Origin of the sequence: Cupriavidus pampae, from assembly GCF_914271485.1 — a bacterium.
Classification (GTDB): Bacteria; Pseudomonadota; Gammaproteobacteria; order Burkholderiales; family Burkholderiaceae; genus Cupriavidus; species Cupriavidus pampae.
In genome coordinates this window covers 170,018-185,097 of the sequence record NZ_CAJZAG010000012.1, presented here as the reverse complement: position 1 = coordinate 185,097, position 15,080 = coordinate 170,018, and the positions used below count along the sequence as shown (strand labels likewise).

The 15,080-nt window shown below is 63.0% G+C and carries 13 protein-coding genes; 12 read left to right on the top strand and 1 reads right to left on the bottom strand.

The window, feature by feature from the left end; translation table 11 throughout:
• The first annotated feature begins 3 nt into the window (after nucleotides 1-3).
• The 6 genes from LDO41_RS28090 (at nucleotide 4) to LDO41_RS28065 (ending at nucleotide 7,224) form a co-directional block, all read left to right on the top strand.
• Nucleotides 4-1,932 (top strand): ankyrin repeat domain-containing protein, encoded by a 1,929-nt coding sequence (locus tag LDO41_RS28090; RefSeq protein WP_223994276.1) that lies wholly within the window; start codon nucleotides 4-6, stop codon nucleotides 1,930-1,932.
• A 5-nt stretch (nucleotides 1,933-1,937) separates the two neighbouring features.
• On the top strand, nucleotides 1,938-3,449 hold the full coding sequence (locus LDO41_RS28085; protein ID WP_223994275.1) for a DUF5710 domain-containing protein: 1,512 nt from the start codon (nucleotides 1,938-1,940) through the stop codon (nucleotides 3,447-3,449).
• A 56-nt stretch (nucleotides 3,450-3,505) separates the two neighbouring features.
• On the top strand, nucleotides 3,506-4,489 hold the full coding sequence (locus tag LDO41_RS28080) for a hypothetical protein (RefSeq protein WP_223994274.1): 984 nt from the start codon (nucleotides 3,506-3,508) through the stop codon (nucleotides 4,487-4,489).
• A gap of 136 nt (nucleotides 4,490-4,625) precedes the next feature.
• On the top strand, nucleotides 4,626-6,338 hold the full coding sequence (locus LDO41_RS28075) for a M30 family zinc metallopeptidase (RefSeq protein WP_223994272.1): 1,713 nt from the start codon (nucleotides 4,626-4,628) through the stop codon (nucleotides 6,336-6,338).
• Nucleotides 6,339-6,404: 66 nt separating this feature from the next.
• On the top strand, nucleotides 6,405-6,701 hold the full coding sequence (locus LDO41_RS28070) for a hypothetical protein (protein ID WP_223994270.1): 297 nt from the start codon (nucleotides 6,405-6,407) through the stop codon (nucleotides 6,699-6,701).
• Between the two features lie 88 nt (nucleotides 6,702-6,789).
• The gene (locus LDO41_RS28065; protein ID WP_223994268.1) at nucleotides 6,790-7,224 is read left to right on the top strand and encodes a hypothetical protein; all 435 of its coding nucleotides are present in this window, start codon (nucleotides 6,790-6,792) and stop codon (nucleotides 7,222-7,224) included.
• A 113-nt stretch (nucleotides 7,225-7,337) separates the two neighbouring features.
• On the opposite strand, the gene LDO41_RS28060 is transcribed toward LDO41_RS28065, so the two are convergent.
• On the bottom strand, nucleotides 7,338-9,668 hold the full coding sequence (locus tag LDO41_RS28060; RefSeq protein WP_223994266.1) for a DotA/TraY family protein: 2,331 nt from the start codon (nucleotides 9,666-9,668) through the stop codon (nucleotides 7,338-7,340).
• 179 nt (nucleotides 9,669-9,847) lie between these two features.
• Between LDO41_RS28060 and LDO41_RS28055 the strand changes: the two genes are divergently transcribed.
• Genes LDO41_RS28055 through LDO41_RS28030 form a run of 6 tightly spaced genes read left to right on the top strand, consistent with a single transcriptional unit; the run spans nucleotide 9,848 to nucleotide 15,076 of the window.
• The gene (locus LDO41_RS28055; RefSeq protein WP_223994264.1) at nucleotides 9,848-10,333 is read left to right on the top strand and encodes a hypothetical protein; all 486 of its coding nucleotides are present in this window, start codon (nucleotides 9,848-9,850) and stop codon (nucleotides 10,331-10,333) included.
• A complete protein-coding gene (locus LDO41_RS28050) occupies nucleotides 10,330-11,235 on the top strand; it encodes a hypothetical protein (RefSeq protein WP_223994262.1) in 906 nt (301 codons plus the stop codon). Before LDO41_RS28055 ends, LDO41_RS28050 begins: the two co-directional genes overlap by 4 nt.
• A 15-nt stretch (nucleotides 11,236-11,250) precedes the next feature.
• Nucleotides 11,251-11,955 (top strand): hypothetical protein, encoded by a 705-nt coding sequence (locus LDO41_RS28045; RefSeq protein WP_223994260.1) that lies wholly within the window; start codon nucleotides 11,251-11,253, stop codon nucleotides 11,953-11,955.
• 28 nt (nucleotides 11,956-11,983) lie between these two features.
• Nucleotides 11,984-12,856: a hypothetical protein gene (locus LDO41_RS28040; protein WP_223994258.1), complete on the top strand. Its 873-nt coding sequence runs from the start codon at nucleotides 11,984-11,986 to the stop codon at nucleotides 12,854-12,856.
• 12 nt (nucleotides 12,857-12,868) lie between these two features.
• Nucleotides 12,869-13,390, top strand: a complete 522-nt coding sequence (locus tag LDO41_RS28035; protein ID WP_223994256.1) for a hypothetical protein — start codon at nucleotides 12,869-12,871, stop codon at nucleotides 13,388-13,390.
• Between the two features lie 27 nt (nucleotides 13,391-13,417).
• Nucleotides 13,418-15,076 (top strand): hypothetical protein, encoded by a 1,659-nt coding sequence (locus tag LDO41_RS28030; protein ID WP_223994254.1) that lies wholly within the window; start codon nucleotides 13,418-13,420, stop codon nucleotides 15,074-15,076.
• Nucleotides 15,077-15,080: the final 4 nt, after the last annotated feature.

Here is a 15,080-nt window from a genome sequence, read left to right as displayed (position 1 = left end):
CTCATGAGCCAAGACACCTTCAGCCGCACGTACGCCATCCCCGTCGAAAATCTCGGCCGCGTGCGCCAGACCATCGCCCGGATCAACAAGCGTGCAGCGAAGCTCGGCATGCAACCAATCGGGCTGCAGGTGTCGGAGCCGAAGCTCCAGCGCATCACGCGGGTCAGCATTCAAGCCAACGAGACCGTCGGCCAAGAGATCATGGCCAACGTGTCGGACGTGACCGTGACAGGAGAAAAACCGGTACTAAGCGGCTATGCGTTTGTGGCCAAGCTGGACTTCTCTGCCGGCAGCACGCCGCTCGTGCTCGGCATGGAGGAGACCCCTGCACAGTATCGCGAGTGCGCGCCGGACTGCGATCAGTGCAAAACAACGCGGGACCGCAACACCACCTTCGTGCTGCGTGAGATCGCCACCGACCGCCACCTGCAGGTCGGCAGCACGTGCCTCACAGATTTTTTCAACGGTGACGATCCGTTTGCCAAGACGGCTTGCCTGCAAGTGCTCGTCGAGATGCACGACGACCTGACGGAATGCGAGGAGTATTCCCGTGGTGCCGATGCGGAACTGCTTCCGGTCAAAGCCATTCTCGAAGCCGCTTGTGCTGAGGTCCGCATTGGCGGCTACATGTCCAAGGAAAAGGCGGAATTCCAGCAGGTGATCTCCACTGCGGATGCTGTGGCCGAGCATTTCTCGCGTCGACGCCCGGGCGCCCCCCTCCCCCCGAAGATCGAGCCCGCCGACCGCGACAAGGCCGCCCGCGTGAAAGCATGGCTGGTCTCGGACGAAATGGCCGTGGAACGTCAGCAGTCGACCTATCTTCACAACCTGTCGGTGCTCGGCGCCGGCGAGGACATTCCCGCCCGTCGACTGGGGATCCTCGTATCGGCCGTGGCCGCGTACGACTATCGGGAATTCCGCCGGTTGGAAGCGGCCGACACGCGCATCAGCGCTTTCGTGGGCGAGGTCGATGGCAAGATCGAGCGCGCGGTCACGATCCTCGGACGTACCCTCATTCCGGGCGACCAGTATGGCGACAAGATGCTCTATCGCATGCGCGATGACGACGGCAACCATCTGGTGTGGTTCTGCTCGGGCGCAGAGATGGGCGAAGTTGGCGAGCGGTTGCACGTCACGGGTACCGTCAAGGAACACCGCGTCTACAACGAACAGCGCCAAACCACGCTGTTGCGCGTGACAGCCGCTGAAAACAAGCTCTTTGACGCCGTTCAGGAGGGTCGGCCGGCCAGCGTAATCCAGAAGCTCGCCGCGCAGCCGATCTCGATCGACCGCCTGCATCACATCCACAAGCTGACGGCCTTGATGGCCGCCGCACGACTGGGCCGCACTTCGAGCGTACAGGCCTTGCTCGACGCGCAGGCGAGTCCGACCATCACTGATCGCGAAGGCTACACGGCGGCCCACTACGCCGCCGCACTGGGCTATGCCAACACCGTGATCGCGCTCGAAGACGCCGGCGCAGATCTGGAAGCCGTTGCGCAAGATGGCACCACCCCGCTCTCGCTGCTCGAAGCCGACCAGACCGCGTTGCTGGACGACGTCCGCAAGTTCCGCACGCCGGAAGTGGATACCGACACCCGCATCTGGCAACGCGATGCCGAGTTCGCGATCAAGGGCCTGTTGCCCAAGCAGGAAACGCTCGACTGGTTTATCGAAGAGTGCGATCGCCACGCAACCGAGGGGCATGGCGACCTGCGTGCGCAGCTCGGGCACAACCCGTCGCAGTTCGAGGTCGTCATCGACATGTCCAGCGGCCGCCCGGTGGTGCTCAACGGCCGCCGCACGATCGCCTACGCCATGAGCGAAGGCAAGAAGACCGTTACCGCACTCGTGGGCCTGAAGCGCCCCGAGCCTGCGCTCGAACGCGGACAGCAATTCGACGGTGCCCCGGCGCCGTCTTCGGACCTATAAGAACCATGCAACCAAAGATTGTCTGGGGCACCAATGCCCGCGACCGCCAGCCGGTCATTTCGGATTTTGCGACGCTTGTCAACGGCCACATCCAGATCACGGGCGGCTCGGGCGCCGGCAAGACACACCAGCTGCGCGCCGCGATCAGCCAAATCATCGCCACCTCCAACGGCCGCCCCCCGACCATGCATGTGTTCGATATTCACGGCGATATCGACATCCCGGGCGCCAGCACAGTGCGGTTCTCGGAGCAAAGCGAATATGGGCTCAACCCGCTGCGCATTGGGTCCGACCCCCATTACGGCGGTCCACGCAAGGCCATCAGCACCCTCATCAAGACGCTCGACAAGGTGACTCGCCAATTGGGCGACAAGCAACGCGCTTGCCTGCGCAATATCCTGCAGGACGTCTATGCGCAGCACGGCATCTATCAGAACGATCCGTCAACATGGGTGATCGACGAATCGGCATCGCGTCTCTATGGGGGTGACACCCATCGGCTCTACCTCGACGTCCCGATCAACGAGAAAGACGACGCCAAGCCCTTCGGTGCCCGGTGGGATGGCGACGCCAAGTGCTGGTGGATCGGCGTCGACGACTACAAGGGCGGCATAACACGGTGGAAGCCGAAAACAACGGGCCGGACATGCCCGTCGCTGGAGGACGCACTGATTTTCGCGCGCCGGAAGTACCTTGAATCGTATCTCGGCGCCGACAAGAAGGCGATCACGCAACTGGAACTGGTCAACCGGGCGGCGATGAACCTGCGTCGCAAGACGCTGGCATCGCTGCGCACTTCCAACACCGAATTCCGTGATGAAGAGGCCGAAGCGGAACTGGACAAGCTGCGCCAACGGGCTATCGATCAATACAAGGATGCAGTTTTATCGGTTCGCACGGGGGATGAACTTGAGGACATCGGCAAGTACGACGCACCCGACGTCCTCCGGGGTGTGATCGATCGCCTTGAAACCCTGCTACTGATCGGGATCTTCAAGCCAAAGCGGCCGCCATTCGATCCGAGCGCCCCGGTCTGGCGCTACGACCTCAAGGCGTTGGATCTCGAAGAGCGCAAGCTATTCGTGCTATTCCACTTGCGCGACCTGTTCCTGAAGGCCATCGAAGAAGGCGAATCTAGCGACCTAAAGGCGATTTACATTCTGGATGAAGCGCACGCCTTTGTCGACGAGGATGAGGACAACATCCTGAACACGATGGCGCGTGAAGTCCGAAAATTCGGCAGAAGCCTGATCTGCGCCAGTCAGAGTCCGACGCACTTCCCGGAAGACTTCAATGCCGCGATGGCTACCAAGGTCATTCTGCGCATCGACGAGACCTACTGGGCGACTGCCGCGCGCAAGATGCTCTGCCCTGTCGAGTCGCTGAAGGCCATCGTCCCTCACCAGACTGCGCTCGTACAGCGTAAGGAGAAGGGCTCCAAGAACTCCAGCGAATGGGCCCGCGTGTACCTGAACCAGCAGACCGAAGCTCGCCGCATGACAGAAGAGTTTGCCTGACCTGCCTTACTGCAGACACTGCCGCCAAACGGCGGCCCATCCTCCTCCATACCGTCATGAGACCCGCCCAACAGCTCGCCGAGATTGCCCAGCAATTCCACTGGGACGTCGCCACCCAGCAGCGCAAGCGTGAAGCCTTGTCCGTCGCATACCAGCGTGCCGCCTTCGAAGATCGCGACACGCTTGCCATCTTCGCACACGGCGACGAGCTCGTGCGCGCACGGCTCTATCATGCCCACGCTGCCGTCGAGACCTACAACATCCACGTACAGGGATGGGATCGCCGCGCCATTGATCTGTTCGCGTGGGATGCCATTGCCACCGCAGCGGACTGGTATAGCCACGCCGGCGGCCGCGCCGCACGGCAGTTTTTCGTGTTGCCCATCCACGTGCGACCCGAGGCCGATGGCAGCCTTCCCGTCACCCCCCTCTATTCGCGCGAGCCACGTCCGCAGGGCTATGGTGTTTTCGAGCTGGTCGACGGGCATCTGTTTCTGCTTGCGGCCTATCACCGGGGCCACGAAGACCGCGCCCGCACATTGGCGTGCGAATTGCTCGTGCACGACGAAACCAGCGCCCCGGCCATCCGCAGACATCTGGAGCACCTGCCCGGGCACGACGTGCCACAAGATGCCCGCCGCATCAGCACCCGCGAATTCGAAGCCTTCGCGATCGCCAATGCGGCGCCTCGCGGCACCAAAATCGCCGCTGCGTTCGATGACAGTCCCCATCTGGCGTGGCCGGCATATCTGCCCGTGGATCCGCATGCGCCCGCGTACAGCGTCGCGGACTTCCGTGCAGCCGCTACGCGCACGGATCTCGCGCCCCTGCTCGCGCGGGTGGCCTCCACAGGCGTGCCGCACATCGTCGATGCAACGGCCGTGATCGCGCGGGCGCTCTTCGACTATGTCGGCCCGGGTCGCGAACTGGACGCGACCTTTGATGTTCGGGCATTCGAGCATTTTTGTGCTGAACGCAGCTTGCCGGGTTATCGGCCGGCCCAGAGCGTAGCGACGGCATCTGCAATCTGCACCGCGTAAATCGCCGAGTTTTGCCATCCATCAGATCGCATCCGGGCACCCCCGACACGCGGGGTGTCCGCTGCCAGCCCTCTTGCCGATAAGGCAAGCAATGCGCCGACTTCGGCGCAGACTTTGATAACAAGGAGAAATCTTGATGCGTTCGCGCAATTTGTCTCGTCCGGGGTCCTTTGCACTGGCACTGCTGACTGCGGCGGCCCTTGCCGCATGTGGTGGCGGCGGTGATGATAGTTCCGCCACCCATGCCTCCACGGCGACAACCACTACTGACACGACGACGCCCACCACCGGTGGCACGTCGAACAACCCGGGCACCGGCGGCACATCCGCGCCGGCGAGCCTCGTCACCGCTGCGTGCACCAACTGCGGTGCCGTCGACGACCATACCTACGCAGGTAGCGGCGTGGGCGTCTGGCAAAGCGTCAACGCCTCGGCATCGGCCGTCGACGTTCCGCTCAGCATTTCCGGTGTGAAGGGGCAGGATGTCACGCTCGTCTTCTCCAACATGACCGCTGCGGCGCAGGCGATGCCGGCAATCTCGCTCACCGCTTCCTATTACCCGTCGATCGCCGCGAGCCAGTTGCGTTTCGATGATGGCGGCGAGGCCGAGAAGGCCCGTATCGCCGAATTCAACCGCAATGGCTGGGTGAGCTTGGCCGGCGCCAAGGCAAACGGCCCTGCCCGCTCGATCTTCGCTGGCCCGACCGCGTCGGTCCTCAACGACACCAAGTCGTGGTACCACTCGGACAATACGGCTCGCTCGGCCACGCTGCTGCGCCAGACCACGCTCTCGGATGGCACGACGCTGAACGTGTGGGTGGAGGACGGCGAGAGCGATCCGACGAAGATCAGTTCGTCCATTCTCGACAGCATCGTGAGCGGCTTCGCATCGAGCGGCAAGATCTACGACATGCTCAAGTCGGTGGGCGGCCCGGCATGGGGTGCCCACAACTATTCGAACCTGATCGCCGGCAGCGGCCAGCCGATCGACATCGTGATCCTGAACTTCGATCGCAATGCGACCCCGTATGGCATGGTCGGTTACTTCTTCAGCCGTAACAACATTGTGCGTGGAAGCTCCAACCCTTTCAGCAACGAATCCGTATCGCTCTATCTGGATGCCGAAACGCTCTATCTGGGTGGCCCGGCGGGACTGCAGGCTATGCTCATGACGATGGCGCACGAGGGCATGCATATGCAGAACTTCTACCGTCGCGGCGTAGTCGCCGGCAATCAGTATCAGTTCGACACGTGGCTGGAGGAAGCGAGCGCGATGATGATGGAGGACTTCGCGAGCCATACTATCGACCCGACGTACAACAACGTCCGCGACGTGCGTTTCCCGAATTATGTGGGCTACAAGGCTGGCTCCTACAATTGCAGCCTGCTGGACTGGACGCCGTTTGGCGCAAGCTGTGACAGCTATTCCGTGTCGGGCTCTTTCGGTGGCTTCCTCGATCGCCAGCTGGGGCTTGGCTTCTTCAAGAACTTGCTCGCTAACACCAGCAGCACCGACTCGGTGACCGTTCTCGACAACGCGATCAAGGCCACGGTCCCGACCTCGGGCTTCACCGACCAGCTGCGCCGTTTCGCGGCCACGGCCACGTCGCTGATGCCGGCGGCGAGCAGCCCGGCTGGCTTTGGCTATCCGACGCGTCTGGACAGCGGATTCGTCCTGCCGCTGATCGACCCGGTGGCGCAAGCTCCGTACCGCACGCTCACGCAATCCGTGCCGACAGCTCTGCAGCCCTACGCCAGCCTGCCGGTGGTGCGGAAGGCCGTCAACGGCACGTATAGTGAAACCGTGAAGATCCCCGCTGGCACCACATTGTCCGTGGTCATCCAGTAAGGCGCTTAGCCAATGGGGCGGCCACGGCCGCCCCATTATCATTTGGAGAGGATTGTGCAGAAATCGATGGTTGCAGCTGTGGCGCTCGTCAGCGTCGCTGGCTGCGCAGCAGCGCCAACCGCCGGCTCGCCGCTGACGCTTATCGGCGAGATCCATATCAAGGGCAATGAGCCCTTCCCGACGGTTATGCTGGAGACAGATAGCCATGTCGTCTGGGAACTGAGCGGGCTGGACGTAGCGCAGGCGCGGCCGTTCACCGGCCAGCGCGTGACCGTGCGTGGCACGGTCACGCGAGCTCCTGACAGCCACACGTGGTTGCCCGCGATCCGGCTGGACGGCAGCCCCAAGACGGCGCCCCGGTAGCGCGGCTCTTTGGATCGGGTCAACCCAGCCCGACCGTGGCGCGTTTGGCCGTGACGGGATACAGTAGCGAAAACCAAGGAGCTATTTCATGATGAATGCTGAAGACGCGATGGGCCTGCAAGAAGACCTCGCCCGAATCGGGCGGCGTCCGACGCCGGCTGTGGATCGCCTTCCCGCCTCGGATGAAAGCGGCAACGCCGTAGCCGCCGCAGTGGTAGCCATCAGGGCGCGAAATGATGCCATGAGCAAGCTGCGGCAAGATCTTGATGCCTCGATGTCTGAGCGCAATGAAGTTGCGGCACTGTCTAAGGCCGCCCGCGAAACCCTCGAAATTTTTGCGCGCGAACTCGCCCGTGTTACTGGCGCGGACGAGGCGGATGCCGTGAAACAGGCGCACCAAATTTTGTCGCGCAAGTTCGATGCGAACTTGGACGAATCGATCAGTAAGCGCTACATCCTTCGTGACGTCCGCAGCATGCCGGCGGAGATGAAGAAGCGACCGTGGTACGTGCCTGCGCCGTGAACTGAATGTTACAAACAAGAAAGGCCGGGACAATACCGGCCTTTCTTGTTTTTAGCGAACGGTACGCTGCCTCTTCGTGATCGCACCGTCCCCCTATACAGCGATACGTTCGATCACATATCGCTGAGCCCACTAACGGTCGACTGGCCGGTCTCGCCGACTGGGTCGTTACGGCTTTGACCAAGTGCACCCATCAGGGCGTCGTGACGTGCGTTGGTCGCCTTCTCTTGCGCCGCAGCCGCCTTGTCGCGATCCACCTTATTGCGCTTTTCGCCCTGCAGCCCGCTGAACTTCTGACCGCCCGAAGAGCCCCACACCGCCGCTTGCCGCGCTTGCGTACTGGCCGAACCTTCGAGCTTGCTCGCCATGCCTTTTTCACCGAGATCGCCCACACCCGCACCAATCCAGCGCAGGATGTTGTCCGGCAGCGCCTGTGGCAGTGCAAACAGCAGCATGTAGCACGCCGTGATTGCGATGCAGTAGATCAGCATGTACATGGCCAAAGAGAACAGACCCGTCACCGAGTCCGCCTGCAGTGACCGGAAAGAGCTCAGGAAGGCTTCGTTCAGGTATGAGGTCACCGGATACAGTAGTGCGTTGCTCGCGACTAAGCCGATCACCATGAGTGCCGGGCGGAAGAACCCGGACATCAGCAACATGTAGCCCTGTGTCTGGCTGCCAATAAAACTGTCCTCTCGTGCCGGCGTGGTGTGCGCCGCCGCCCACAACATCCCTGCGGCCATCATTTCAACGACAAACACCAGCCACCCGACCACGCCGGTCGCGAACATGAAGAACGGCACCATGGGAATCCAGATGCCCAGATAGTAGCCAAGGTACATCAGGGCCATGATCGAGGGCCCGAACGCACTCCACATCTCGATGATGTATTGAAGGATCCCGGCAACGACGCCGCCGACGCCTGACGTACCCGGTATCAGCGAGGCAACGGATGTAACCTTCAACGCTGTCAGGCTCGCAATGACGATTGCCTTGGCCAAGATGATCGTTTCGCCTACGGTTGCCATCCAGTCACCGAGGTTCTTGATCTTCATGATTGGATCCGCGTCGGGATCTTCCAGATAGTAGATTGCACCTGTCAGATAAGAATTGCTAATCCGGTTAAAGAACCCGTTGATTTGCCCCTTCGCGCCATCACCATCGGTCATATCCGCGACAGAGAAGTTGGTCTTGAGCTTCGGGACCACCGGCTCGTTCGAGCTATTCTGCGAGGCCATCTGAAAAACACGGTGGCTTAGTTCGGCAGCGACCGCGTTGTACTGCGTCAACACGGCATTCGCGGCAATCAGGGTATCGCCGGTCAGGACGCGCTCTAATGGGCTATCCGCCCCCGCAATGAAGTTCGACGATGACGTTGTCGTATTGCGTACAGCGTCCTTCAGACGGCCCATCTCCCGGTACATGGAGCCGGCATAGACCCAGCCCTTGTCTGTCAGGCTGCTGAGCGTCCCGCCATTTTCCCCTTGGCTGATCGCATTGCTGACGGCGCTGACGATGTCCGCCATCTGGCGGTCTTTCATGTCATCGATCAGCTTTGCAAAGTTCTGCGAGCTGAAAGTGGCGCCGTCCGTCACGGCCGCCTGCGCGAGCCGGTCCGCCTGTTGCGCAAAGTCGCCAGTAAAGAACGACTCCACATATCGCGCGCGCACCTGATAAACGGCTTCCTTGATCGACGGCGCCACGTCATTCGCGAGCTTCGAGCCGCTGCGCGGTGGCGCCATGTATGTGCTCTGCATCACGATTTGCCCGCAGAGCGACTCGCTGTTGGGCCACTTGGGATCGCTGAACGCAAACGTCGTCTTGTTGATCTGCGCACCCGCAGACGATTTGTCCGGCGCCGCATCGGTTTTGATGTACTGGAGATTCACCTGCGAATCCGGGGACACCGCCTTCATCGCCGCGTTGATTCCCTTGGCACACAAGGTCATTCGCATTGCGTTGACGGCGATCGAATCAAATGCCGGATCCTTGACGATGCTCTTGACGGCCTCATTGGCCACGTTCGTGCCCAGCATGTACTCGTTCAGCCCCTTCCACATCGTGGAGGCAAAGCCGATCGAGTACGACACGATGATGAGCATCATGATCTGGATCGCGGCGTATCCGGACGAGCCCGGGATCAGCGCGGCCGCTGCAGAAAACGTTCGCAGCGGCGTGTAGAACGTCGACCATCGCTTGCCCAGCGCCTCCCCGTCGTTGGCCGTGTTGACGATACCCATCATGGTCACGTAGGTCACGATCAGGCTGCCGAACATGAGGACGCCCGAATTGAACATCCGGAAGGCCTCGGCCAGCATGCCACTGCTGGGCGTCGTCGCTGTCTGCTGGATCCCCGGGACGATGGCATCCATCACCGGACCGAACACCAGCTTCAGCATCTCGACTGCCGCATCTCCCGATTGCGGCGTAAATGGATTAGCCATTTTGGCTCCCAATGGTGAATTTGGACGTCATTTAAATATTTATTTCGTATTCCTACGCGCGCTTAAATCATCCATGGCGCATAAATATGGCCATTTTTGGTGTTTCTAATCTGTGTGCGTAGAATCATACCAATACCTACCCAGTCTTTCATTGGTTTCTACGATTCGAGGCCACACATATGCAACACGCTGAACGAGTGAAGTTTGCGCAGTCCGCGAGCGAACGTGCCCGCACCGTCCTCGGCAGTACCGTGGGCGGCTCGTTTTACATGGAGGCGCTGCAGGAAAAGATCGTCGCGGCCCTGAGGGGCATCGACGTCGCACTGGCCGAGGCCGGCGAGCGGCCGCTGCTGGTGCCAGCCATCCTCCCCGGATTCGACCTGCTGGCGGTCAAGCGCCCGGGCGCCGCCGTGGCCATTAACGAGGAACCACTCGACCCGCGCGCCGCGCTCAAGCTCGATGCCAATACGGTTGAGCTGCTGCAGGCGGTCGCCGACGACGCCATGCCGGGCACGAGCGAGCGCCAGTTCACCTATCTGTCCACCGATGGGGTCTACTACTTCGCCTTCCGGTCCGAGTTTCAGGCCATCGCCCTCGAAGCCATCGGCGTGTTGCCGGGTGAGCTGCTGATGGCGGGTCCGACGACCGGTGAGGTGCTCCAATGAATCCGTCGCTCGCCGCGCTGACCGCCATGGAGGCCCCGCCGCCCGGCACGGGGCGTTTCGGCTCGTTTGCTGACATGCGTGCGCTCGCGCTCGATGCAGGCCTCGTGCCACGCGATGGTTCGGCCGTCGTGCTGCCCGGTGAGCGCCTCGCCGCCTTTTCCGCCATCAACGACCTTGCCGAGATCGAATCCAAGATCAACGGCCTGAAGGTCGACGTCATGCTGGCCGCGAAGCCGGAACTGACCGACGCGTTGCGGGCCACGGTCCACATCGCGGAGAGCTCCACGCATCCGCACGAGTTGCACTACCTGCAGGCGATGTTCGTCCATCACCGGCAAGTCATGCGCACGCTGGCGAGCAACAAGCACATTCCGGAGCAAACGCAGCGCCTGCTGGCGACGGATAGCGTCCTCAAGGATGATCGCGCGCTGCAGCGCGTGCTGGCCCATAACCCGGCGCTGACTGCGTCGGTCATGCAGGCCATGTGGGCCGAGACCGATGATTCGCTGGTCCAGTTGCGCATCACCGAAAACGCTGCCGAACAGGCCGCGCTGTATGACGGGACGAACGAGTTTGCCAAGCTATGCGAGGCCTTCTACAAGGGGACGGCGGACCGCACGGTGCGCCTTGCCGCCATCGCCGGCATCCGCGATCCCGAATCGTTGCGCCGCATTGTCTCGACCCACGATGTGGCGTTCGGCGCGGCCGAACTGACCGCCGTGGCGGCCAATCGCCATGCCCCAGACGATGTCCTGCAGGCGCTGGCCCAGCCCGGCGGTGTGGTTCAACGGGCCTTCAGCCCGATCGCCAGCGCCCGGCTGCAGCAGACCGCCCGGGACAGCATCGCCCGCCGGAATTCGGCCGCCGCTGACGCGACCCTCTATCATTCGAGTCCGGACTAATTCAAGGACAGCGAAATGTATTACGACCTCCAAGAACGCGCGCCCTCCACCGCCACCAAGCTGGCGACCATGCCGCTGGCCGATATTGCCGCCCTGATGCTCAAGGGCACCGGTGCGGACGCCGCTTTCGAGTCCAGCATTGCTGGCATGGCGGCAATCAAGGGGCTCCCCCCCGAGAAGCTCACCGATTATGTGCTGAATCCGCCTCTAGCCGACAATCCGGAGCACGCTCGCGAGCTGGTCGCCATGGCGCCGAAGGCGGTCCAGATTGGCGCGATCGAGATGTCCAAGGCTCTGAAGAGTGAAAACGCGTTTCGCGCCTTTCTCGGCCAGTTGCTGCATCCGATGGCGCGCACCCGTTTTGTGGCGGTAGGCAATCCCGAAGGGATCGCCGGTGCCCGTAACAGGGCCGCCGCCATGGCCTTCGCGGCCAGCGTCGACAACGATCCGCGCGCCCAGAGCGCCTACGTCGACCACATGAAGTCGCTGCGCACGTTGGTGACCGCCGCCGTCGACAAGGAACTGTTCGGCGCCGACAACGGCAGCGCCATGGTGCACAGCATCGAGAAGGCCGCTGTGGCCGGCCTGCCGTTCGAGCAGAAGGTCGTCATCGATGGCCTGCACGAGCGAGTGCGTGCCGAACTGCTGGATGAAGCCCGTCAACGGCTGCGCGCCCAGTACGCCCGCGCCTCGCGGCCGGACGACACCCCTACCCCGTAACGCCGCATTTTTCCGAGAGCGAACCCCAATGACAAGCCACAAGCCGGTGGAACTGAACGAGCAGCAGATCGATATGGTTGCTGCACTGCAGGAAGACCGCGTGCTCCTGCGCCAGCACGCGAGCGTCCACACGGCCTACCCGTATGCCGTACTGGCCAACGGCGACACCGAAACGCTGGGGTTCCTCCCCGGCGCGGAAGTCTGGTTTGTCAACGCGGCCGGGGACAAGGCGGAACCGACCATGCCGCTGCCCCTGTTCGTGCGCGCGGAGGAGTTGCGCGCGCTGGGCGATGACCCCGAGCTGGAGCGGCAACTGCGGGCGAGGATTCCGGCAGCGCCGCTGCCGACGGCGGTCGACGCGTTCCTGCAGTTCGCCGAGCAGGCTCAGAGGGATTTCATCGCCCGTGGCCAGCACGATCAGGCCGAGGCGACCGGCCAGTTCCGCAGCTACCTGCAGCGCTTCGGCCTGCCGGGTGCCGACGACCAGTTACGCCTGCTGAGCGCGGTGACCCGCACGACTGACGCCTTGCGCAAGGTGTTTCGCGATACCTGCGAGCAGAAGCCGTTCCCACGCGGCAGCGAGTGCGACGACAAGCTGCAGGCCCTGTGCGAGGGCGATATCGCACTGCAGACGGTCGGCCAGCGGGACACGACGTGGACACCGGAAAAAGTCACCGTCGCCGCGCGCCAAGGCTGGCGCATCACGCCCGCTAACGATGGCACCGCAGGTCTCACGATCACGGCGGTACCGGGTGGGCGTCTCGCCGGCGATATTGCCGCCTACGAGTTCGTCTGCGCGCAGGCCAAGCGGGGCGATCTGCTGGCTCTGACAGCCTGCAAGGAGACCGGCATCCGCATCACGGAAGTCAACGACTACAAGCCTCCCGTGCTGGGCATGTAAGGGGCGGTCACCGTGATCGACTTCGCCAAGCTGTCCGACCCCGACCACATGGCGGCCGCCAAGCGCGAGCGCGAGGCATTTGAGGCGGCGCAGGAAGCCTTGCACCGCCGCCGGCGCGCCGCTGTGAACCTGCTGACGCAGGAAGATCCGATCTACGCGGCACTGACCCCGAGGGAGCGGGATTTCGTGCGCAATATTCAGCGGAACCTGAATACCTATTCGCCGCTTTCGACGCCGCAGCACGACTGGCTGATGGACATCACCGCCCGGTTCGGCTCCGCCTACGAGTCGGTGCCCGGCCATTACGTGTTCACCCGCGACAGCACAATGGTCAGCGTGCACGGTGGTGGGCTGGCCGATCACACGACCCATACCGACGCCGCCTCGCTCCTCGCGTGGGCCAGTGCGCACGGCGTCGCCGCCGAAGAGGCAACTGCCTCGTTTTGCGCGCACAGCGAGCGTCTGACCCGTTCTGCCACGATCCCGCGTCCGGCCGCCGCCACACCGAACGCCGGCCCCTCCCTCGATTACTGATCTGCGATTCTTCTCCGGGCCCTCATCATGACCGCCAGCACCCTCGCACAGCGTCTTGCCGCCGTGGCCGACGCCATGGACGCCGTTCTCACACACCCTGAATATGCGCTGCTCAAAGCCAATGGCCACAAGCTGCACGAGGTCACGGAAGACCTGACCGCCTCCACGGCACGCGGCACGCATATCTGGGTGCTTGGCACCAACGGGACCGCGATCGCCCCGCAGGGTCTGCATCCGTTTTACGCCGAGCGGATCCGGCGCGCCGCCGCCACGGTGGACGCCCCGCGCTTCTTTGCCGTGGACGCCGATCACGCCGGTGTCACGGAGATTTCGCGAGAGGCCGCGCTGCGTCAGATGGATACGCTGCGATATGTCACCGACTCGGTGCATCGCGAGCGCGCGTTGAAGGGCTGGGAGTACGGTGTCTCGGGCAAGACGCCTGACTACGTGACGGCGTGCATATCGGAGAACGACTCGGGCGGTGGCAAGGGCACGGTGCACCGCGACGGCATGACCCTCGTCGCTTTCCACACCGAAGCCATCTCGCGCCCGAACGCGGGCGGCATGCTCGCACCGGCGGCCCTGCTGTGCTACCGCAGCGAGCCCGGTGTCCTGCTCGACGAGATGGACCGAGTCGCCCTATATCGCATCGCTTTCGCCGAGGCGGCGAAGCATCACCTTGCCACGACGCCCGTGGTGAGCGTGGCGCTTGATGGTCGCGAACTGGCGGCCACACTCGGCATCGGCACGCCGCTCCATCGGGAGCTCGATAGCGTGCGCGAAGCTGGTCTGCGATCGAGCGACGTGCCGCATTTCCTGAAGGCGGTCGACTATGCGGCCTTCGCCCGTGTCGCGGGCAATCAGGACATCTGCGACCACCTAATGAATGGCCGCATCATTGCCGTACGCAACGCCCTGCGTTCGCTAGGTTGGAAAGGCGAGCACTACAAGCCGCTCAGCAAGGATGGCGCCACGGTAACTATGCGCGATCTCGACTCCCCCGCCAGCTACAACCGCACCAATTTCTCGATGGGTGCCGTGACCCACCGCGCCAACGGCTGGCCGAAGTCGGTCGAGGTTGCACTCGTCGACAACGACATGTCGCTAAGTGCCGCCGGCTTTGCCCACAAGCTCGACACAGCCATTGCCACGGGCATGCGCTCGGTGCCGACGCTCAAGAACCGCATCGCTTACGCGATCGAACAGTTCGACCCGCTCAACCCACAGAGCGGCGAGCTCGCGGAAGAACTCGAAATGGCGGCTGACGCAGTGTTCCTCGCCAGCGGCGATGCCGACGCGGCTCAACTGGCGCCGATCCTTGCCCGCGCCCTCAATGCCCTGCCGATCCGGCACCCCGACGGTCGATTCGACGTGCAGCAGGCGCTCGCGCATGGATTCGTCTATAAGTATTGGGCCGCGCAGGCGGAGAACTACCAGCACGTCCTGCTGACGCCGGAATCGGCCGCGACCGTGCAAGACAGCGCCGAAGTGCGGGGCTGGTTCATTCGTCCCAATGGCGCAGTGGCCGACGCCGGCAGCCAAGACGCGATCACGATCGAGCGTCGCTTTATTGGCCCGCTAAAGCTCGAAGAGCTCCGTGAGCTGAACGCCCTTGCGTCCAAGCCGGCCGCCCCCGCCGCCGATCGTGCACAATTGCCCTCCGCCACCGCTTTCGATCTCGCCTGAGGAG